The sequence below is a fragment of the Trabulsiella odontotermitis genome (assembly GCF_001188485.1).
In the GTDB taxonomy this organism is placed as follows: domain Bacteria; phylum Pseudomonadota; class Gammaproteobacteria; order Enterobacterales; family Enterobacteriaceae; genus Trabulsiella; species Trabulsiella odontotermitis_A.
This window is the reverse complement of the sequence record NZ_JNGH01000095.1, coordinates 41,586-62,123: the sequence shown is the minus strand read 5'-3', so window position 1 is coordinate 62,123 and position 20,538 is coordinate 41,586. Positions and strand designations below refer to the sequence as shown.

The 20,538-nt window shown below is 57.9% G+C and carries 13 protein-coding genes and 6 pseudogenes; 2 read left to right on the top strand and 17 right to left on the bottom strand.

Annotation, left to right across the window (positions count from 1 at the left end; genetic code table 11):
- From menB to GM30_RS13650, 6 genes and pseudogenes are all read right to left on the bottom strand, one after another.
- A partial coding sequence (menB, locus tag GM30_RS13675) for a 1,4-dihydroxy-2-naphthoyl-CoA synthase (protein ID WP_049849053.1) occupies window positions 1-713 on the bottom strand: 713 nt, incomplete at its 3' end.
- 14 nt (window positions 714-727) lie between these two features.
- A pseudogene (locus tag GM30_RS13670) lies at window positions 728-1,299 on the bottom strand (alpha/beta fold hydrolase); the annotation flags it as partial.
- A 50-nt stretch (window positions 1,300-1,349) separates the two neighbouring features.
- Window positions 1,350-2,870: pseudogene (gene menD / locus GM30_RS13665) on the bottom strand (2-succinyl-5-enolpyruvyl-6-hydroxy-3-cyclohexene-1-carboxylate synthase).
- A gap of 79 nt (window positions 2,871-2,949) precedes the next feature.
- The gene (locus tag GM30_RS13660; protein ID WP_049849052.1) at window positions 2,950-4,125 is read right to left on the bottom strand and encodes a chorismate-binding protein; all 1,176 of its coding nucleotides are present in this window, start codon (window positions 4,123-4,125) and stop codon (window positions 2,950-2,952) included.
- An 86-nt stretch (window positions 4,126-4,211) separates the two neighbouring features.
- Complete coding sequence (gene elaB, locus GM30_RS13655; protein WP_049849058.1) at window positions 4,212-4,517, bottom strand: stress response protein ElaB; 306 nt, start codon at window positions 4,515-4,517, stop codon at window positions 4,212-4,214.
- 41 nt (window positions 4,518-4,558) lie between these two features.
- Window positions 4,559-4,992, bottom strand: a pseudogene (locus GM30_RS13650) (GNAT family N-acetyltransferase).
- A 54-nt stretch (window positions 4,993-5,046) separates the two neighbouring features.
- Here GM30_RS13650 and rnz point away from each other — a divergent pair.
- Together rnz and GM30_RS13640 are read left to right on the top strand one after the other, a co-directional pair.
- Entirely contained in the window at window positions 5,047-5,964 is a 918-nt protein-coding gene (rnz, locus tag GM30_RS13645; protein WP_049849051.1) for a ribonuclease Z, read from the top strand.
- A 79-nt stretch (window positions 5,965-6,043) separates the two neighbouring features.
- Window positions 6,044-7,048, top strand: a complete 1,005-nt coding sequence (locus tag GM30_RS13640) for a chemotaxis protein (RefSeq protein ID WP_049849050.1) — start codon at window positions 6,044-6,046, stop codon at window positions 7,046-7,048.
- Between the two features lie 44 nt (window positions 7,049-7,092).
- Here the strand turns inward: GM30_RS13640 and nuoN are convergent.
- The 11 genes and pseudogenes from nuoN to nuoC form a co-directional block, all read right to left on the bottom strand.
- Window positions 7,093-8,513, bottom strand: a pseudogene (gene nuoN, locus GM30_RS13635) (NADH-quinone oxidoreductase subunit NuoN).
- Window positions 8,514-8,519: 6 nt separating this feature from the next.
- Window positions 8,520-9,836: pseudogene (nuoM, locus tag GM30_RS13630) on the bottom strand (NADH-quinone oxidoreductase subunit M); the annotation flags it as partial.
- 94 nt (window positions 9,837-9,930) lie between these two features.
- Window positions 9,931-11,772: an NADH-quinone oxidoreductase subunit L gene (gene nuoL / locus GM30_RS13625; protein ID WP_049849048.1), complete on the bottom strand. Its 1,842-nt coding sequence runs from the start codon at window positions 11,770-11,772 to the stop codon at window positions 9,931-9,933.
- Complete coding sequence (nuoK, locus tag GM30_RS13620) at window positions 11,769-12,071, bottom strand: NADH-quinone oxidoreductase subunit NuoK (RefSeq protein WP_038156609.1); 303 nt, start codon at window positions 12,069-12,071, stop codon at window positions 11,769-11,771. The genes nuoL and nuoK overlap by 4 nt, the downstream gene beginning before the upstream one ends.
- Entirely contained in the window at window positions 12,068-12,622 is a 555-nt protein-coding gene (gene nuoJ / locus GM30_RS13615) for an NADH-quinone oxidoreductase subunit J (protein ID WP_049849047.1), read from the bottom strand. Before nuoJ ends, nuoK begins: the two co-directional genes overlap by 4 nt.
- 11 nt (window positions 12,623-12,633) lie before the next feature.
- Window positions 12,634-13,176 carry an NADH-quinone oxidoreductase subunit NuoI gene (nuoI, locus tag GM30_RS13610; protein WP_049849046.1) on the bottom strand — a complete coding sequence of 181 codons (543 nt, stop codon included), beginning with the start codon at window positions 13,174-13,176 and terminating at the stop codon, window positions 12,634-12,636.
- A gap of 14 nt (window positions 13,177-13,190) precedes the next feature.
- Window positions 13,191-14,162 carry an NADH-quinone oxidoreductase subunit NuoH gene (gene nuoH, locus GM30_RS13605; protein WP_049849045.1) on the bottom strand — a complete coding sequence of 324 codons (972 nt, stop codon included), beginning with the start codon at window positions 14,160-14,162 and terminating at the stop codon, window positions 13,191-13,193.
- The gene (nuoG, locus tag GM30_RS13600) at window positions 14,159-16,885 is read right to left on the bottom strand and encodes an NADH-quinone oxidoreductase subunit NuoG (RefSeq protein WP_049849044.1); all 2,727 of its coding nucleotides are present in this window, start codon (window positions 16,883-16,885) and stop codon (window positions 14,159-14,161) included. Before nuoG ends, nuoH begins: the two co-directional genes overlap by 4 nt.
- Before the next feature lie 32 nt (window positions 16,886-16,917).
- A pseudogene (gene nuoF, locus GM30_RS13595) lies at window positions 16,918-18,224 on the bottom strand (NADH-quinone oxidoreductase subunit NuoF).
- Window positions 18,224-18,724: an NADH-quinone oxidoreductase subunit NuoE gene (gene nuoE, locus GM30_RS13590; protein WP_049849043.1), complete on the bottom strand. Its 501-nt coding sequence runs from the start codon at window positions 18,722-18,724 to the stop codon at window positions 18,224-18,226. The pseudogene nuoF and the gene nuoE overlap by 1 nt, the downstream one beginning before the upstream one ends.
- A gap of 2 nt (window positions 18,725-18,726) precedes the next feature.
- Window positions 18,727-20,532 carry an NADH-quinone oxidoreductase subunit C/D gene (nuoC, locus tag GM30_RS13585; protein WP_124965805.1) on the bottom strand — a complete coding sequence of 602 codons (1,806 nt, stop codon included), beginning with the start codon at window positions 20,530-20,532 and terminating at the stop codon, window positions 18,727-18,729.
- Between the last annotated feature and the right edge of the window lie 6 nt (window positions 20,533-20,538).

The window sequence follows — 20,538 nt, the reverse complement described above, 5'->3', positions numbered from 1 at the left end:
GCGTTGAGTGCCGCTTTCAGGCAGCGCAGCGCCATCGGACTGTTCTGCAGCATTTCGCGGCACCAGCGCACGGTCTCTTTTTCCAGATCGGCCAGCGGCACCACGGTGTTAACCAGACCCATGTCCAGCGCCTGTTTCGCATCATACTGACGGCACAGGAACCAGATTTCACGGGCTTTCTTCTGCCCGACAATGCGAGCCATGTAAGACGCGCCCCAGCCGCCGTCGAAGGAGCCGACTTTCGGTCCGGTCTGGCCGAAAATGGCGTTTTCCGCCGCGATGGTCAGATCGCACATCATGTGCAACACGTGACCGCCGCCGATGGAATAACCGGCCACCATCGCCACCACCGGTTTCGGACAAGTGCGGATCTGGCGCTGGAAGTCGAGCACGTTGAGGTGATGAACGCCGGAATCGTCCTGATAGCCGCCGTAGTCGCCGCGCACTTTCTGGTCGCCACCGGCGCAGAACGCTTTGTCGCCTTCGCCGGTCAGGACGATGACGCCGATATTGTCGTCATAACGCGCATCCGCCAGCGCCTGAATCATCTCTTTGACGGTCAGAGGACGAAATGCGTTACGCACCTGCGGACGGTTAATGGTGATTTTGGCAATACCGTCCGTCGATTTCTGATAGCGAATGTCGGTGTAGCCTTCGGAACAGTCATGCCATTCAACCGGCGCGTAAAGCATTGTTTCATCAGGGTAGATCATAGTGTGTCCTTTAGTCAGAGACGCAATATCTGAGCCAGACGTTCTGTCACGTCATCGGGGTTTTCCCGGTGCGCGTTGTGTCCGGCGTTATGAATCAGAAAGCAAGGCACGGCAAGCTCTTCGGCTATCGCCCGAAATTTGCTGTCGCGCTCACCACATAAATACCAGAAAGGATAGTCGCNNGCAAATCGTCCTGCACCGCCAGCGATGTTGCCTGCAGCATCGCCGCCAGCGCAACGCCCTTATTTTGTGCGCGCAGTGCCACCAGCGCCTCACGCTGTTCCACCGTCAGGGTGGCGAACACCGGTTGCAGATACCAGTCGTGAAACAGCAAGTGCAGCGGTTCGGTACGAAAACGCGCAGCCCAGGCGTTGTCGGAACGCAGGCGATCCGCACGCGCGCCAGGCTGTTGCAGCCCGGGATGACCGCCCTCCACCACGATGCCCGCCAGCCCGGCCACGCCCGGCTGACTGGCAAAATCCATCGCAATGCGGCCGCCGAGCGAATACCCGACGAGCCAGTAATTTAGTATGTTGTAACTAAGTAAGGTCGCACGAAGCAATTCACGCACTTCCGCGAAATCCCGNACCAGCCACGGACGCGCGGGATCGCCTCGTCGGGCGACAGCATGCAGGATCATAACTGACTGACCTGCGCCAGCAGCTGTTGCAGCGTGTGCGTGCCGTCCGTGTCGTTGACCACCAGCTCAATGATGGTTGCCACCGGCATGCGCCAGGCGCCGTCGAGCGCGGTTTCCAGCGCTTCCCAGCTTTGTGGGCAGTGGTAACGCAGGCCGAACATCGCGGCGGCATGTTCAAACTGAATGTTCTGCGGCATGCAGTAGAATCGTTCACGCGCGTCCGGCGGCGTGGGCAGCAGGGAAAAAATCTGCCCGCCGTTGTTGTTGACGATGATCAGCACCAAAGGCGCGGAAGTCTGCCGCAGCAGCGACAGCGCGTTGAGATCGTACAGCGCAGACAGATCGCCAACAATCGCCAGCGTCGGTCTGGCGCTGGCGCGCTGTACGCCTGCCGCCGTGGAAATCAGCCCGTCGATACCACTGGCGCCACGGTTGCTGTAGACCGGGTATCCCGCCGGAAGCTGTCCCAGCGAATCAATCAGACGCACCACCAGGCTATTGCCGACGAACAGTTGCCCCTGCTCCGGTAAATAATCGCGGATACGGTGCGCCAGTTGCGCTTCGCCGAACATCTCGCGCGTCGCGGCGACCGCGTCCCAGGCCTGCGCAGAGAGGCACGGTATTTCCGTACTCCAGGCCGTGCGTTTTTCTGCCGGATGCTGTTCCAGCCAGCGGTCAACGCTGCTGACCAGACGACGCCCGCGGTGATGCGCCGGATCGAGTCGCCCGGTCAGGTTATCGATAATCCAGTATTCCTGTGGTTCGCAGGTTTGCTGCCACTGCAACAGGCGTTTGCCGGTCAGGCTGCTGCCGAGCTGCACCACGATTTGCGCCTGTGCCGGAGCCACAGATCTGCACAAGGCAGCGGCTGCCCCGTTTGCGACAGCACATCGCTAATCAGCGGCCAGCCGAGCGTTTGCGCCCATTCGGCCACCCGCTTGCCTTCGTCGGCACTCATTCGCCCGGCGACAACCACACCACGCTTCTGCCGCCAGAAAAACCAGTCGCGCTGCTGCTGGCTTTCCAGTTGAATGTCTTCACGCAGCCACGGTTTGTCGCTTTGCCACCAGTCGCCAAGCTGCTGTTGCCAGCCAAGACCGGTGTCATCCAGCTCGCCGTACAGCGGTTCAGCAAACGGGCAGTTGATGTGCACACCGCCCGCGTGTTGCTGCCCGAGGGCGTTATCAATAGTGGAGACCAGCCAGCGCGCCGGAATATCCTGGCTGGGGCGCGGTAAAGAAAGTGTTTGAGTGGGATNAAAGATCCCCCCCCGCCGTACCGGAGGTCACAATCACCGCCACCGGCTGCTTACTGACTTTGGCCAGTCCCAGCGCCAGATGCCCCAACCCGCGCTCGTCAAAATGGGTGTGGTGAATGAGTGAACGGTTTTCCGCAGCCGCCAGCGTCAGTGGCGTCGACCGCGAGCCAGGCGCAATACAGACATGCTGCACGCCGTGACGAGTTAATGCTTCCAGGATCACCGCCGCCCAGCGTCGGTTAAATGCGCTTACTGACATGAGTTTGTCCGGTATCAATATTGCGACTCAGTATAGATAATACGAAAGGATGGGTTTTTGATATGAGTCGTCTTACTATTTATTCGAAGAGTAACGTCCGCAAGCCTGCGGCTTTATTATCGATTTCCTGCCATTCCTGTTCCGGGTCGGAACCGCTCACGATCCCGGCACCGGCATATAAGCGTAACGTCTTACCGTCAATTTTAGCCGAGCGCAGGGCTACGCAGAACTCGCTCTGCTGGCGTGATAAATAGCCCGCTGACCCGGCGTACCATTCACGGGTAAAAGGCTCATGTTGTTCAATCCACGCGCGCGCCGGTGTACGGGGCAAACCTGCGACGGCGGCGGTCGGTTGCAGCAGGTGCAGGCAGCGTTCGTCATCCGCGTCGGCAAGTTCCGTCCAGATACAGCGCCGCAGATGCTGCACTTTGCGCAGCGTGACCACCTGCGGCGGCAGCACCTCCAGCGTCTGAANNCCCACCGTCCCCGCCAGCGCTTCGGTGCGGAGCAGTTTGCCACGACGACGCCACAAGCGCTCGGGGGAAGAGCCAAGGAAAGCGTGACCAGCATCAAAAGCCTGATAGAAATGATAACAACGGAGATTAAGACGACGGCTGGCGGCCATGATCGCCCCGGCGTTGAGCGCGTCGGTAAAGACAAGATCAGTAGCCCGCGCGAGCACGACTTTATCCAGCGCGCCGCTGGCGATGGTGGCGATAGCCTCGCTGACCAGCTGTATCCAGTGGGGATGATCGGGATGATGCCGTTCCGCCTGTAACGTGACCTGCAGCGGCGGCAGGAGTTTCCCCTCTTTCAGAGAGGCAAAAAATTCGCGCGCCTGAAGGGCGTCCTCGCGCAGCGAGCGATCACTCCAGAGTACCAGCCGCAGTTCGGCGTTTCCGGCATTGCGCCGCCACTCAAGACGCGGCAGAAACAGCGCGCCCTGCTGTGGGTTAAACGCATTCATACCACAAATACGTAAATCGTCGGGGAGTGCCGGCGTTTGCAGGAAATGACTGGCATCGGCAAGCGATGAGAAGGATTTTACCGCCCCCAGCGCCGCGATTTCGTCATCACCGTTACGCTGTTGCCAGTAAAATTGTGGCCAGCAACGCTGGCTGCACAGCCAGGAGAGCGGATCGAAGGCGTCGTTCAGCGGGAAGGCGACGTCAACCACCCGCACGCCTGGCGAATCCGGAAAATCGGCGGATAATGCGGCCTGCAGATTCTCCAGCGCAGCGGATATAGAATGCACGTGAACCTCCCCGGATCTAAAAACCACATACTATACAGGGTACTACGGAAAAAGAGCAGTACCCCACATTAGGGAGGTTCCAACAATCAGCGGCGAGCCAGCAGCAAACCGAGCACCAGCCCGGCAGCGGCACCGACGCCAATCCCCTGCCACGGTTTATCATGAACGTAATCGTCCGCGCGATAAACCGTCTGTTTGGCACGGTAATAATACGTATCCGACGCCTGGCTGACGCGGGTTTTCACATCGTGCAGCGCCTGCTCGGCACGCGCCTTCAGCTCGATATACTTCTGGTCAGCCGGGTCGCCAGAGGAGCGCAATACCTCTTCCAGCGTTTCACTTAGCAGAGTCAGGTCGTCATCAATACGCGATTCATAAGAATGATAAGACATTACTTTTTCTCCCATTTTTTGAGCCTGTCCGCTAACTATAGTCAAAATGGAGCAACCTCGCGCGCCATGCCGATATGCGCAATGCCATCTTCGTCGTACACATCGGTGACCGGTACAAAGCCAAAGTGGCCGTAAAACCCTTGTAAATGGGCCTGGGCGCCGAGATACAACGCCTTCTGCGGCCAGTGCTGGCGGCAGCTTTCCAGCGTTTGTTCCATCAGCTGATAGCCGAGTTTTTCACCGCGCGCCGCGGGGCTGATGATGACGCGGCCAATGACCACCGGCTCCAGCTCATCGTNAGCCGGTCCCCGCCCCAGCCGAGAATATGGCGGTTTTCACCGACCAGATCTTCGCCATCGACATCCTGATACGGGCACGTTTGCTCCACGACAAACACTTCACAGCGCAATTGCAGCAGCGCGTAAAGTTGCGGAACGGAAAGTTGCGAATGATGAAGATCCTGCCACTGAATCATGTTGTGCTCCGTTATACTGTTTACTTTCGTTAATGCGGTAATGGGGAAACGGTTTTGGAATTGATTTTTTTGGGGACATCCGCCGGCGTGCCGACCCGTACCCGTAATATGACGTCGATAATACTGAATTTGCAACAGCCTACGGTGGCAGAAACCTGGCTTTTTGACTGTGGCGAAGGCACTCAGCATCAGTTCCTGAAAACGGATCTTCACCCTGGCAAACTGAATAAAATCTTTATTACTCACCTGCATGGCGACCATCTGTTCGGTTTACCGGGACTGCTGTGCAGCCGCTCGATGCAGGGGAATTCGCTGCCGTTAACGCTGTACGGCCCCAAAGGGCTGAAAGAGTTTGTTGAGGTGGCGCTGCGGCTCAGCGGTTCGTGGACCGATTACCCGCTGACCGTGGAAGAAATTTCCGCAGGGCAGGTATTTAGCGATCAGCACTTTACCGTGACGGCCTGTCCGCTTGAGCATCCGCTGGAGTGCTATGGCTATCGCATTGAGGAGCATGACAAGCCTGGCACGCTGAATGCCGCCGCACTGATGGAAGACGGTGTGCCGCCCGGCCCACTGTTCCAGTTGCTCAAGCAGGGCCAGACGGTGACGCTGGACGATGGCCGCACCATTGACGGTAAACAGTACCTCGGCCCCGCCACGCCGGGGCGGAAACTGGCGATTTTTGGTGATACCGGCCCCTGCCCGGCGGCATTGGATCTGGCGCGTGATGTGGATCTGATGGTGCACGAAGCGACGCTCGAAGCGGCAATGGAAGAAAAAGCTAACAGTCGCGGCCACTCGTCCACCCTTCAGGCCGCCGCGCTGGCGGCAGCGGCAGGGGCAAAACGGCTGGTCATTACCCATATAAGCTCGCGCTACGATGCCGAGGGTTGCCAGCGTTTACTGGCCGAATCCCGCTCGCGCTTCGCTAACACCGTGTTAGCGGAGGACTTTATGACAATTTCGCTTTAAACATTAAAATACGCTGCACTTTTATCCACCGATGCCGATAACTCAGGAGTAGAGCATTTTCCTTTCTTCTGAGGGCACGATGGATAATTTCCAGAAAGATATCGACGACAGGGCGAACCTCACCCTGTCTAACCGCTTTGAGCTGTTGCTGTTTCGTCTTGGTGAAACCGTGCAGGGTGAAAAATCAGAACTGTTTGGCATCAACGTTTTCAAACTACGCGAAATCGTCCCTATGCCCGCCTATACCAAACCCGCCGGTATTAAACATCCCGTGCTGGGCATGGTGAATATCCGCGATCAAATCATTCCGGTTATCGACCTGCCATCGGTGGCGGGCTGCAAGCCTGCTAACGGGCTGAATATTTTGCTGATCACCGAATATGCCCGCAGCGTGCAGGCGTTTGCCGTGGAATCCGTGGAAAACATTATTCGCCTCGACTGGACGCAGATCCACACGGCGGAAAAAGCGGTTAACGGTCAATACATCACCAGTATCGCCTGTCTGGATGACGATAAGGACAGCAACAACCTGGCGATGGTGATCGACGTTGAACAGATCCTGTATGACATCGTCCCTGCCGATCATGACCTCCATGCAACACATCTTGAAGCGCCCAAAATGAAGATCAAACCGGGTGCGACGGCGATTGTTGCCGAAGACTCCAAAGTGGCGCGCGCGATGCTCGAAAAAGGGCTGAAGGCGATGGATATCCCGGCGCAGATGCACGTGACCGGTAAAGAAGCGTGGGAAAAAATCGAGAAGCTGGCAGAAGAAGCGCAGGCGGCTGGCGTGCCGATCTCCGATAAGATCGCGCTGGTGCTCACCGACCTCGAAATGCCGGAAATGGACGGATTTACGTTAACGCGCAAAATCAAAACCGATGAACGGCTGAAGCATATTCCGGTGGTGATCCACTCGTCGCTGTCAGGGAATGCCAACGAAGATCATATCCGCAAAGTGCGTGCCGATGGCTATGTGGCGAAATTTGAGATTAACGAGCTGTCGTCCGTGATTGAAGAAGTGCTGGAGCGCGCCGACCAGAAAACGGGTGGGCCGCTGATCAGTCGTCGGCAAATCGCGTAACCGAATCGCCCATGAAAAAACCCGCCGAAGCGGGTTTTTTGTTTTTACATCATCGGCATTGCTAACTGGACAATGCTAATAAGCGGCTGCGGCCAGACACCGAGGATCAGCACCAGCAGCGCGGAAATCAGCACCACGATACCGCCAGCGCTGTACTGCCAGTTGGTCGGCGCATCGCGATTCAGCTGCTGCGGCGCGCTCAGGTACAGGCTCACCGCCACGCGCAGGTAGTAATAGAGACCGATAGCAGAACCAATCACCACCGCAGCCGTCAGCCACCACAGGTGCGCATTCACACCCACAGCCAGCACGTAGAATTTACCGATAAAGCCGAGCGTCATCGGGATACCCGCCAGCGACAGCATCATCACCGTCATGACCGCCGACAGAATCGGACGGTGCCAGAACAGACCACGGTAGGAGAACAGGGAATCGGCATCCGGGCCACGGTACGGGCTGGACATCAGGCTCACCACGCCGAAAGCGCCGAGGCTGCTGAACAGATAACCGGCCAGGTAAACGCCGACGGTTTCCATCGACATCTCGCCGCTGTGCAGGGCAATCAGCGCCACCAACAGGTAACCGAGGTGAGAGATGGAAGAGTAACCGAGCAGACGCTTGATGTTGGTCTGGCTCAGCGCCATCAGGTTACCGAAGATGATAGACGCGAAGGCGATAATACCCAGCACCACGCGCACTGCTTCGCTGTCGCCAACCGGCATGTACAGGAACAGGCGCATCACCACGCCAAAGATGGCGATCTTGCTGGCGGTCGCCAGGAAGGTGGAGACCGGCGCAGGCGCACCCTGATACACGTCTGGCGTCCACAGATGGAACGGCACCAGCGCCCCGCCAGCAGCAGCGGCTCGTGCAGCATGTTGTCCGCCAGGCTCTTACCGAGCGCGACGAACGACAAGCTGCCGGCGTTCGCATACACCAGCGCCATACCGAACAGCAGGAAAGACGACGCTGCGGCAGAGAGGATGGTGTACTTGATGCTCGCTTCCAGAGACCGTTTCTGACGGAACGCGTAGCCAATCAGGCCGAACAGCGGCAGAGAGATAAGTTCAATACCGAGGAACAGCGACGCCAGATGGTTCGCGTTCGCCAGCAGGATCCCGCCCAACGCGGCAATCAGCACCAGCAGATAGAACTCGTCTTTGTTGTCGGTGTAGCCCTCAAGCCACGGATAGGCAAACGTACAGGTGGCGAGGCTCGCCAGCAGCACCAGCCCGGTGTAGAGCATGGCGTAGCCGTCGACGCGCATCAGCGGCGTGACGTCCATCGCCCCGGCCTGACCCACGTACCAGAGTGATACGAGCGCGACGTTCAGCCCAATGACCGACAGCGTGGCATTGAGAAAATGGTTGCGTCGCCACGCAATGGAGAGCATCACAACCACCACCGTCAAGCCGACGATCAGCAGCGGGAGCAGCGCAATCAGTTGTTGTGGAGTTATTGTCATGGCGATTTACGGCCTTGTAGTAGAAACAGAATTAACAAACCACTGCTGGATATTGCCCATTGCAGAGTGCGACGTATCCAGAATTGGCTGCGGGTAGAAGCCCAACAGCACCAGCAGCACGACCAGCAACAGGATGATAAACAGCTCACGCAGCGACATCCCCGGCAGCTCTTGCACCGCCAGTTCACTCTTCGCTTTACCGAAGTAAGCGCGATGCAGCATCGCCAGCGAGTAAACGGACGCGAAAACCAGGCCGAACGTTGAAATCACGGTAATGACCGGCACCACCTGGTAGCTGCCGAACAGGATCATGAATTCACCCACGAAGTTCCCGGTACCTGGCATACCCAGCGTTGCCACGGCGAAGAACAGCGACATCGCCGGCAGCCATTTAATTTTGCTCCACAGACCGCCCATCATGCGCATGTCGCGGGTGTGCAGACGTTCATACAGCTGACCGCAGATGATGAACAGACCCGCCGCAGACAGACCGTGCGCGATCATCTGAATCACCGCGCCCTGGTACGCCAGCTGGCTGCCGGTGTAGATGGCAATCAGCACGAAGCCCATGTGCGAGACGGAGGTGTAAGCAATCAGACGCTTGATGTCCGTCTGCGCGAAGGCCATCCACGCGCCGTAGAAGATGCCAATCACGCCGAGCCACATGGCAATCGGTGCAAACTCTGCAGAGGCGTTCGGGAACAGCGGCAGCGAGAAGCGCAGCAGACCGTAGGCCGCGGTTTTCAGCAAAATCCCTGCGAGGTCAACGGAACCCGCCGTCGGTGCCTGGGAGTGCGCATCCGGCAACCAGCCGTGCAGCGGCACTACCGGCATTTTCACCGCAAACGCGATGAAAAAGCCCAGCATCAGCAGATATTCCACGCCGTGAGACATCGGCGTTTTCAGCAGATCTTCGTAACTGAAGGTCCAGATGCCGGTCGCGTTGTAGTGGACAAATACCAGCGCCAGGATAGCAATCAGCATCACCAGACCGCTCGCCTGGGTGTAGATGAAGAACTTGGTCGCCGCCGTGATACGCGTTTTACCGTCTGACGCTTTGTGGCCCCACAGCGCGATCAGGAAGTACATCGGCACCAGCATCATTTCCCAGAAGAAGAAGAACAGGAACATGTCGATGGCAAGGAACACGCCGATAACGCCGCCCAGGATCCACATCAGGTTGAGGTGGAAGAAGCCCTGGTATTTCTCGATTTCGCGCCAGGAACAGAGCACCGCCAGCACGCCGAGCAGACCGGTCAGCACCACCATCAGCAGCGACAGACCATCGATAGCCAGGTGGATGTTGATACCGAAGCGCGGGATCCNNACAGAACCCCGCCGATAAACGGGATTAAAATTAACCAAGGTAATAACATAGCTGCGTATGTCCCTTATATTCTAAATTCAGTACTTGAAATCAACGCAATACCATCAACAGCGCCAATACCACCACAGCGCCGATACTCATGGATGCGACATACCAGCGCAGATAACCGTTCTCGCTGAACAGCAGACCTTTGCCTGCAAAGCGGGACAGAATCGCCGGAATGTTCATCAGCGCATTCAGCGGATCGCGCTTCAGCAGCCATGCAATGCCGAGGTACGGCTTCACGAAGACTTTGTCATACAGCCAGTCGAAGCCCCACGCATTGAACCACCAGGCGCCCAGCAGACGGCCCGGACCGCTGTTGGCCACTGCGGTGACCAGCGTGCGTTTACCCAGCCACAGCCAGGCGGCAATCAGAATGCCGGCAATCGCCACCACGCCGGAGGTGATTTCCAGGGTCATGACGCGACCGTGCTCAAGCTCCGTAGTCTGCGGCAGCACGCCCGCCAGCGGCGGCACAATCATTGCGCCAACGAAGGTGGAGAGGATCAGCAGCACAATCAGCGGCAGATGGTGGGTAATCCCCTTCCCTGCGTGGGCGTGGATCTGCTCTTTGCCGTGGAAGACGATGAAGATCATACGGAAGGTATAGAGCGAGGTCATAAACGCCCCGACCAGACCCGCCACCATCAGATTGATGTGACCGTTCGCCATCGCACCGGCAAGGATTTCGTCCTTACTGAAGAAGCCCGCGGTGATCAGCGGCAGCGCAGACAGCGCCGCGCCCCCCACGAGGAAGCAGACATACACCAGCGGAATAGATTTACGCAGGCCACCCATTTTGAAAATGTTCTGTTCGTGATGGCAGGCGAGGATCACCGAGCCTGACGACAGGAACAGCAGCGCTTTGAAGAACGCGTGGGTCATCAGGTGGAAAATCGCCGCGTCCCACGCCTGAACGCCCAGCGCCAGGAACATGTAGCCAATCTGGCTCATGGTGGAGTATGCGAGAACACGTTTGATGTCGGTCTGAACCAGCGCCGCAAACCCTGCCAGCACCAGCGTGACCGCACCGACGATACCGACCAGATGCAGAATTTCCGGGGTCATCAGGAACAGGCCGTGAGTACGGGCAATCAGGTAAACGCCCGCGGTCACCATGGTCGCCGCGTGGATCAGTGCAGAAACCGGGGTAGGACCGGCCATCGCGTCCGCAAGCCACGTCTGCAACGGCAGTTGCGCGGATTTACCAACCGCACCACCGAGCAGCATCAGCGTTGCCCACATCAGCATATTATTGCCGTTAGCAAAGTGCGCCGGTGCCAGTTCGACCATCTCGCGGAAGTTCAGGGTGCCCAGTTCGTTGTAGAGAATGAACAGCGCGAACGCGAGGAAAACGTCACCCACACGGGTCACGACAAACGCTTTAATCGCCGCCGCGCCGTTTTTCGGATCGGTGTAGTAGAAACCGATCAGCAGGTAAGAACACAGGCCCACGCCTTCCCAGCCGAGGTACATCAGCAGCAGGTTGTCGGCGAGCACCAGAACCACCATGCTGGCGATGAACAGGTTGGTATAGGCGAAGAAGCGGGAGTAGCCCTCTTCACCACGCATATACCAGGAGGCGAACATGTGGATGAGGAAGCCCACGCCGGTGACTACGGACAGCATCGTCAGTGACAGGCCGTCCAGCACCAGGTTGAAGCCGATGTTAAAGTCGCCGACCGACATCCAGGTCCACAGCGGGACGCTGAACGCCTGCTGGCCATTGTTGAAGAACTCAACGCCAACAAATGCGGTGACCAGCGCCGCCAGGCCAATCGAGCCGACGCCCACCGTGGCGGAAAGGTTTTCCGACCAGCGGCCGCGGGAGAAGGCCAGCAGCACAAAGCCAATCAATGGCAGAATAATGGTTAAGGCAAGCATGTTCATCCACGCAACTCACTTACTGAATCGATGTTCAGATTCTGGCGGCGACGATGGAGCTGCAGCAGCAGCGCCAGGCCAATACTCGCTTCCGCAGCCGCAAGGCTAATCGCGAGGATATACATCACCTGACCGTCGGTCTGGCCCCAGTAGCTGCCGGCAACCACAAACGCCAGCGCCGCGGCGTTGATCATGATTTCCAGACTAATCAGCATAAACAGCAGATTGCGGCGGATAACCAGACCAGTAAGACCGAGAACGAATAAGATCGCGGCGAGGATCAGTCCATGTGTTAAGGGGATCATGCGTGTTCCTCCGTTTTTCTTTTCGCACGGTCGTCGGTGCGGTTGCTCAGCACTTCACCGGCGCGATCTTCACGCCCGACGTGGAAGGCTACAACCAGACCCGCCAGCAGCAGCATGGACGCCAGTTCAACTGCCAGAACGTACGGCCCGAACAGCGTAATACCCACCTCTTTCGCGCTGATGGCGTTGCCATCAATGCCCTGATCGTTAAGACCAAGAATGGCGTACACGATCACCGCCAGTAGCACCGCTGACAGAATGGCCGGGCCAATCCAGATTTGCGGCTGCAGCCATTTGCGCTCCTGGTCGATTTCCGAACCGCCCAGGTTGAGCATCATCACCACGAAGACGAACAGCACCATGATGGCCCCGGCGTAGACGATGATTTCCAGCGCACCGGCGAAGTAAGCGCCCAGCGAAAAGAACACCCCGGAGATCGCCAGCAGCGAAATGATCAGGTACAGCAACGCATGCACCGGATTGGTGTGGGTAATCACCCTCAGGGTGGCCAGGATGGCGATAAGGCCACAGATATAAAAAGCGAATTCCATTGCCCCTCTCCTTACGGTAACAGGCTCTTGACGTCGATCGGTTTGGCTTCGTTTTCCGCCTCGCCTTTATCTTTGCCGTCGATTGCCATACCCGCCATCCGGTAGAAGTTATATTCCGGGTATTTGCCCGGACCGGAAATCAGCAGATCCTCTTTCTCGTACACCAGATCCTGACGCTTGTACTCGCCCAGCTCGAAGTCCGGGGTCAACTGAATCGCCGTGGTCGGGCACGCTTCTTCACACAGACCGCAGAAAATGCAGCGTGAGAAGTTAATGCGGAAAAACTCCGGATACCAGCGGCCGTCTACCGTCTCTGCTTTTTGCAGAGAAATACAGCCTACCGGGCACGCTACCGCACACAGGTTACAGGCGACGCAGCGCTCAGAACCGTCGGGGTCACGCGTTAAGACAATGCGTCCGCGATAGCGCGGTGCCAGATACACCGGCTCCTCGGGATACATGCGCGTTTCGCGTTTGGCGAACGCATGCAGGCCGATCATCCAGATACTGCGAACCTGGGTGCCGAAGCCTACCAATAATTCTTTTAAGGTCATGGTCTTTTCACCCCTTATTGNAAAAAAACCCCCCCCGCCGTTACCAACAAGTTGATCAGCGTCAGCGGCAGGCACACTTTCCAGCCGAAGGACATTACCTGGTCATAACGCGGACGCGGCAATGAAGCACGGATCAAAATGAACATCATCATGAAGAATGCGGTTTTAATCGCAAACCAGATGAACGGAGGTAAGAACGGACCATTCCAGCCGCCGAAGAACAGCGTGACGATCAGCGCTGACACGGTGACGATACCGATATATTCACCCACGAAGAACAGACCGAACTTCATGCCGGAATATTCAATGTGGTAGCCGTCCGCCAGTTCCTGCTCGGCTTCCGGTTGGTCGAACGGGTGACGGTGACACACCGCCACGCCCGCGATCGCAAACGTCACAAAGCCGAAGAACTGCGGGATGATGTTCCACAGATGCGCCTGGTTGTTGACGATGTCAGTCATATTGAATGACCCCGCCTGCGCCACTACGCCCATCAGCGACAGACCGAGGAACACCTCGTAACTCAGCGTCTGCGCGGAAGCACGCATCGCACCGAGCAGCGAGTATTTGTTGTTACTCGACCAGCCGGCAAACAGCACGGCGTACACCGCCAGGCCTGCCATCATCAGGAAGAACAGGATGCCGATGTTGAGATCGGCCACCACCCAGCTCGGGCTGACCGGTACAATCGCAAAGGCCAGCAGCAGCGAGGTGAACGCAATCATCGGTGCCAGCGTGAAGATCACGCGGTCCGAGAAGCGCGGCGTCCAGTCCTCTTTGAAGAACATCTTGATCATGTCCGCGACCAGCTGGAGTGAACCACCCCAGCCCACACGGTTCGGTCCATAACGGTTCTGGAACAGCCCGAGCAGACGACGCTCGCCGAAGCTCATGAACGCGCCGCAGGTGACCACCACCAGCAGAATGACAACCGCTTTCAGGACGCCTAACAGAATGTCGATAACATCCGGTGTTAACCAACTCATGCTTTGGCCTCCTGCAGATTATCAATTCGCGCCCCGGTCAGTACCGGCGCAATGCCCGGCATGCCCATCGGTAACCCGACCTGCCCTGCCGTCAGCCCTTCGGAAAGGACAACCGGCAGACGGATCGTCTGACCTTCGTAGCTAAACGCCACTGTCGCGCCCGTATTTACGCCAAGCTTCGCGGCATCGGCCGGGTTGAGCTTGATGTACGGCTGCGGCATGCGGCTCTGGAAGACCGGTGAACGCTGCGACATTTCGTCGCTGCCGAACAGATGGTAGTACGGCGCGATACGCCATTTCCCCTCTTCCGCCTGGAAGCCCGCCGGAACGGCAGTGAAATAATCCAGACCGGTGTCGGAAGCTTCAATCAGACGTACGCCCGGATCACCATGACGCAGTTTGCCGCCCACTTCGTCCTGGAATTTGTTCCAGGCCTGCGGGGAGTTCCAGCCCGGCGCCCAGGCAAACGGAATTTGCGAACGCGGGGCAGATGGCTGGTTGTTCCCTTCCATCGAGAAGGCAAACATGGTGTCTTTGTCCTGCGGCTGACGCGGCTCGTGCACGCTGATGTTCGCGCGCATGGCCGTACGACCGCTGTAGCGATGCGGTTCACGCGCCAGTTTCTGACCACGAATGCGGAAGGACGCGTCCGGCGCGGCATCTTTGATCCCGGCGAACTGCGGCAGTTTTTCAATAACCGCGTCGATCACGTGATCCAGCTGCGTCCAGTCAACCTCACGGTTTTCCACGGTACTGTGCAGCGAATGCAGCCAACGCCAGCTTTCCAGCATGATGTTGCTGTTGTCGTAGTACGCCGGGTCATATACCTGGAAGAAGCGCTGTGCGCGGCCTTCGTTGTTGATGACCGTGCCGTCGCTTTCAGCAAAGCTTGCAGCGGACAGCACCAGATGGGCTTTTTCCATGATCGCGGTGCGTTGATGGTCAACCACCATCACCAGCGGCGCTTTAGCCAGCGCAGCATCAACGCGCGCGGCGGAAGCGTGGCGGTGGAGATCGTTTTCCAGCACGATGACCGCATCGGCCGCGCCGCTTTCCAGTTCATCGAGCGCCGCTTCCAGCGAGCCACCATCCATCATGCCAAGGCCAACGCTGTTCACCGCACGGGCAACCATCGTCACGCCAACGTCGGCACCGCGGCTTTTCAGCGCTTTGGCGACGTTCGCCGCGGCCTGCAGCATTTCCGCGCTACCGGCGTTGGTGCCGGAGATAATCAGCGGTTTCTTCGCACCCGCCAGTGCCTGCACGATAACGTCAACTTTGCCTTTCAGATCGTTGCTCAGGCCGTCGACTGCCGGGGCGTTGTTGTCCAGTGCGTGGGCGATGGCGAAACCTAAACGCGCCTGGTCTTCTACCGGTGCGCGGTAGGTCCACGCGGCGATGTCGTCCAGACGGGTGTTATCGACGTTGGTGACGAACAGCGGATGTTTCGCGCGCTGACCGATGTTGAGGATCGCCGCAATCTGCCAGTCAGCCACTTTCTGGGCCGCGGCCATTTCGCGTGCTTTGCCTTTCACCGCCTGACGCACCGCCAGCGCAACGCGTGCACCGGTCTGAGTGATGTCTTCGCCGAGTACTAGCACCGCATCATAAGACTCGATGTCACGCAGCGACGGCGTATGCACGCCCGATTCGCGCAGCACTTTCAGCATCAGTTGCAGACGCGCCTGCTCGCCTTTGGCGATACCGGTATAGAAGTTTTCCGCACCCACCAGTTCGCGCAGCGCGAAGTTACTTTCGATGCTGGCGCGCGGGGAGCCGATACCGATCACTTTCTTCGACTGGCGCAGGATATCTGCCGCGCCCTGCATCGCCTGTTCGGCGTTGAGGGTGATCAGATCGTCGCCACGACGCTGAACCGGCTGACGCGGACGGTCTTTCAGGTTCACATAGCCGTAACCAAAACGACCGCGATCGCAGAGGAAATAGTGGTTAACGGTACCGTTGTAACGGTTTTCGATACGACGCAGTTCACCATAACGCTCGCCCGGGCTGGTGTTACAGCCAATGGAACACTGCTGGCAGATGCTCGGCGCAAACTGCATGTCCCATTTACGGTTGTAACGCTCGGAGTGCGTTTTGTCGGTGAAGACGCCGGTCGGGCAGATTTCGACCAGGTTGCCGGAGAATTCGCTTTCCAGCGTACCGTCTTCCGGGCGACCAAAGTAGACGTTGTCATGAGCGCCATACACGCCCAGATCTTCGCCATCCGCGTAATCTTTGTAGTAACGCACACAGCGGTAGCAGGCGATGCAGCGGTTCATTTCGTGAGAGATGAACGGCCCCAGATCCTGATTGCGGTGGGTACGTTTGGTGAAACGGTAGCGACGGAAGCTGTGACCGGTCATCACGGTCATATCCTGCAGGTGGCAGTTGCCGCCTTCTTCACAGACCGGGCAGTCGTGCGGGTGGTTGGTCATCAGCCACTCGACCACGCTCTCGCGGAACTGTTTCGCTTCGTCGTCATCAATCGAGATAAAGGTGCCGTCAGATGCTGGTGTCATACAGGACATCACCAGGCGGCCACGCGTGTCTTCCGCGTTTTGATATTGCTTCACCGCACACTGGCGGCAAGCCCCAACGCTTCCCAGCGCCGGATGCCAGCAAAAGTACGGAATATCAAGGCCAAGCGAGAGACAAGCCTGCAGCAGGTTGTCCGCCCCGTTCACCTCGTATTCTTTGCCGTCTACATGGATCGTAGCCATTAGCATGCTTCCAAAATTAAAAAATTCTTTGATTACCAGCGCGTCTTCAGCAGGTTCGGCTGGATCCCATCAATCAGATGAGTATTGCTGAACTGCTGCTTGATGCCTGCTTCGAATTCGTCACGGAAATATTTGATCGCACTCTGCAGTGGCTCAACCGCACCTGGCGCATGCGCACAGAAGGTTTTGCCCGGGCCGAGGAAGCGGCACAGCTGCTCAAGCGTTTCGATATCACCCGGCTGGCCTTCGCCACGTTCGATAGCGCGCAGGATCTTCACGCTCCACGGCAGGCCATCACGGCACGGCGTACACCAGCCACAGGACTCGCGTGCGAAGAACTCTTCCAGGTTACGCACCAGCGACACCATGTTGATCTCATGGTCAACGGCCATCGCCAGCGCCGTACCCAGACGGCTGCCCGCTTTACCAATGCTTTCAAATTCCATCGGCAGATCAAGGTGTGCGTCGGTCAGGAAATCGGTGCCCGCACCGCCTGGCTGCCAGGCTTTAAATTTCAGGCCATCACGCATGCCGCCCGCGTAGTCTTCGAGGATTTCACGCGCGGTGGTGCCAAACGGCAGTTCCCAGACGCCCGGGTTCTTCACGCGACCGGAGAAGCCCATCAGCTTGGTACCCGCATCTTTGCTCTTCGAGATGTTCTGATACCATTCGACACCATTTTCCAGAATCGCCGGGACGTTACACAGGGTTTCAACGTTGTTGACGCAGGTCGGTTTGCCCCATACGCCGGAGCTTGCCGGGAACGGCGGCTTCGAACGCGGGTTCGCGCGGCGACCTTCGAGGGAGTTAATCAGCGCGGTCTCTTCACCGCAGATATAACGACCTGCCCCGGTGTGTACGAACAGTTCGAAGTCGAACCCGGTACCAAGAATATTTTTGCCAAGCAGGCCCGCTTCGGTGGCTTCGGCAATCGCACGGCGCAGGTTTACCGCCGCTTCGATGTATTCGCCACGCAGGAAGATGTAGCCACGGTACGCTTTCAGCGCAAACGCGGAAATCAGCATGCCTTCCACCAGCAGGTGCGGCAGCTGTTCCATCAGCAGACGGTCTTTATAGGTGCCCGGCTCCATTTCATCGGCGTTACACAGCAGGTAACGGATGTTCATGGATTCGTCTTTCGGCATCAGGCTCCACTTCAAACCGGTGGAGAAGCCCGCGCCGCCACGCCCTTTCAGGCCAGCGTCTTTTACCGCGTTGACGATCTCGTCCGGTGCCATGCCAGAGAGNTCTGATACTCATCCAGCCATACCGGCTGTTTGTCATCGCGTAGACGCCAGGTCAGCGGATGTGTTTCCGGCGTCAGAATAATGTTTTTCATTATTTGTACCGCTCCAGCAGGTCCGGGATGGCGTCCGGCGTCAGATGACTGTGCGTGTCGTCGTCAATCATCATGGTCGGCCCTTTGTCGCAGTTACCCAGGCAGCAGGTCGGCAGCAGGGTAAAGCGGCCATCAAAGGTGGTCTGGCCCGGCTTGATATCGAGTTTTTTCTCGATAGCGGCCTGAATGCCCTGGTAGCCGGTGATATGACACACCACGCTGTCGCAATAGCGGATCACGTGGCGGCCAACCGGCTGGCGGAAGATCTGGCTGTAGAACGTTGCCACGCCTTCTACGTCGCTGGCCGGTATATCCAGCACCTCAGCAATGGCATAGATTGCGCCGTCCGGCACCCAACCACGCTGTTTCTGAACGATTTTCAGCGCTTCAATGGACGCCGCACGCGGGTCTTCGTAGTGGTGCTTCTCGTGCTCAATCGCCTCACGCTCTGCCGCACTCAGCTCAAAAGCCTCGGTTTGTGGTTGTTGATTCTCGTGCATAATTAGCGGTCCACATCTGACATAACAAAATCGATACTACCCAGATAGACAATCAGGTCAGAAACCAGACTGCCGCGGATCGCCGCCGGAATTTGCTGCAGGTGCGCAAAACTTGGCGTACGGATACGGGTGCGGTAGCTCATGGTGCTGCCGTCGCTGGTCAGGTAGTAACTGTTGATACCCTTGGTTGCCTCAACCATCTGGAAGGATTCGTTGGCCGGCATTACCGGACCCCAGGAAACCTGCAGGAAGTGCGTAATCAGGGTTTCGATATGTTGCAGCGTGCGCTCTTTCGGCGGCGGCGTGGTCAGCGGGTGATCCGCTTTGAACGGGCCTTCCGGCATGTTATCGAGGCACTGCTGAAGAATGCGCAGACTCTGGCGCAGCTCTTCTACTTTCAGCATCACGCGGGTGTAACAGTCGGAAACACCGCCGCCCACCGGGACTTCAAAGTCAAAGTTCTCGTAACCCGAGTACGGACGCCATTTACGCACGTCGAAACCGATACCGGTCGCACGCAGGCCAGCGCCCGTGGTACCCCACTCCAGCGCTTCTTTCGCGTTATACGCGGCGACGCCCTGAGAACGTCCCTTCAGAATGGTGTTGCGCAGCGCGGCTTTCTCGTAGGAATCCAGACGCTTTGGCATCCACTCGAGGAACTCACGCAGCAGGCGATCCCAGCCGCGCGGCAAATCGTGCGCGACGCCGCCGATGCGGAACCACGCCGGGTGCATACGGAAACCGGTGATCGCTTCAACCAGATCGTAGATTTTCTGACGATCGGTAAAGGCGAAGAAGACTGGCGTCATCGCCCCGACGTCCTGAATAAACGTGGAGATATACAGCAGGTGGCTGTTGATGCGGAACAGCTCAGAGAGCATCACGCGGATGACGTTAACGCGATCCGGTACGGTGATCCCCGCCAGTTTTTCTACCGCCAGCACGTAGGGCATTTCGTTCACGCAGCCGCCGAGGTACTCGATACGGTCAGTGTACGGAATGTAGCTGTGCCAGGACTGGCGTTCGCCCATTTTCTCGGCGCCACGGTGGTGATAACCGATGTCCGGGACGCAGTCGACAATCTCTTCGCCATCAAGCTGCAGAATGATACGGAACGCACCGTGCGCGGACGGGTGGTTCGGACCGAGGTTGAGGAACATGAAGTCCTCGTTTTCGGTGCCACGCTTCATGCCCCACTCTTCCGGTTTGAAAGTCAGCGCTTCCATTTCGAGATCCTGTTTGGCTTTGGTCAGCTCAAACGGATCGAATTCGGTGGCGCGCGCCGGGTAGTCTTTACGCAGCGGATGCCCTTCCCAGGTCGGCGGCATCATGATGCGGCGCAGATTCGGGTGACCGTCAAAGGTAATGCCGAACATCTCCCAGGTTTCCCGCTCATACCAGTTGGCGTTCGGGAACAGTTTGGTGAACGTGGGCAGATGGAGATCGTTTTCAGACAGCGCCACCTTGAGCATGATGTCGCGGTTGCGGTCTACTGAAATCAGGTGATAGAAAACGGAGAAATCCGCGGCAGGTAACCCTTCGCGGTTGGTACGCAGACGTTCGTCCATGCCGTGTAAGTCAAACAGCATGACGTAAGGTTTCGGCAGTTTCTTAAGGAAATCGCCCACTTCCAGCAGCTGTTCGCGTTTCACCCAAACAACGGGTACCCCGGTGCGGGTTGGCTGAACAGTAAAGGCATCCGGCCCAAAACGGTTGCGCAGTTCGCCAATAACAGGATCGTCGAGATGATCCCGGGTTTGCCATGTGGCGGCGTCATGCGCGGTTAAATCGGTCATATTGTTCACCATTGCAAA

Coding starts and splice junctions, on each gene's coding strand:
- nuoC (WP_124965805.1), bottom strand. CDS start 20,532: ATGGTGAACAATATGACCGATTTAACCGCGCATGACGCCGCCACATGG.
- GM30_RS13640 (WP_049849050.1), top strand. CDS start 6,044: ATGGATAATTTCCAGAAAGATATCGACGACAGGGCGAACCTCACCCTG.
- nuoG (WP_049849044.1), bottom strand. CDS start 16,885: ATGGCTACGATCCATGTAGACGGCAAAGAATACGAGGTGAACGGGGCG.
- nuoK (WP_038156609.1), bottom strand. CDS start 12,071: ATGATCCCCTTAACACATGGACTGATCCTCGCCGCGATCTTATTCGTT.
- nuoE (WP_049849043.1), bottom strand. CDS start 18,724: ATGCACGAGAATCAACAACCACAAACCGAGGCTTTTGAGCTGAGTGCG.
- nuoL (WP_049849048.1), bottom strand. CDS start 11,772: ATGAACATGCTTGCCTTAACCATTATTCTGCCATTGATTGGCTTTGTG.
- elaB (WP_049849058.1), bottom strand. CDS start 4,517: ATGTCTTATCATTCTTATGAATCGCGTATTGATGACGACCTGACTCTG.
- nuoI (WP_049849046.1), bottom strand. CDS start 13,176: ATGACCTTAAAAGAATTATTGGTAGGCTTCGGCACCCAGGTTCGCAGT.
- nuoJ (WP_049849047.1), bottom strand. CDS start 12,622: ATGGAATTCGCTTTTTATATCTGTGGCCTTATCGCCATCCTGGCCACC.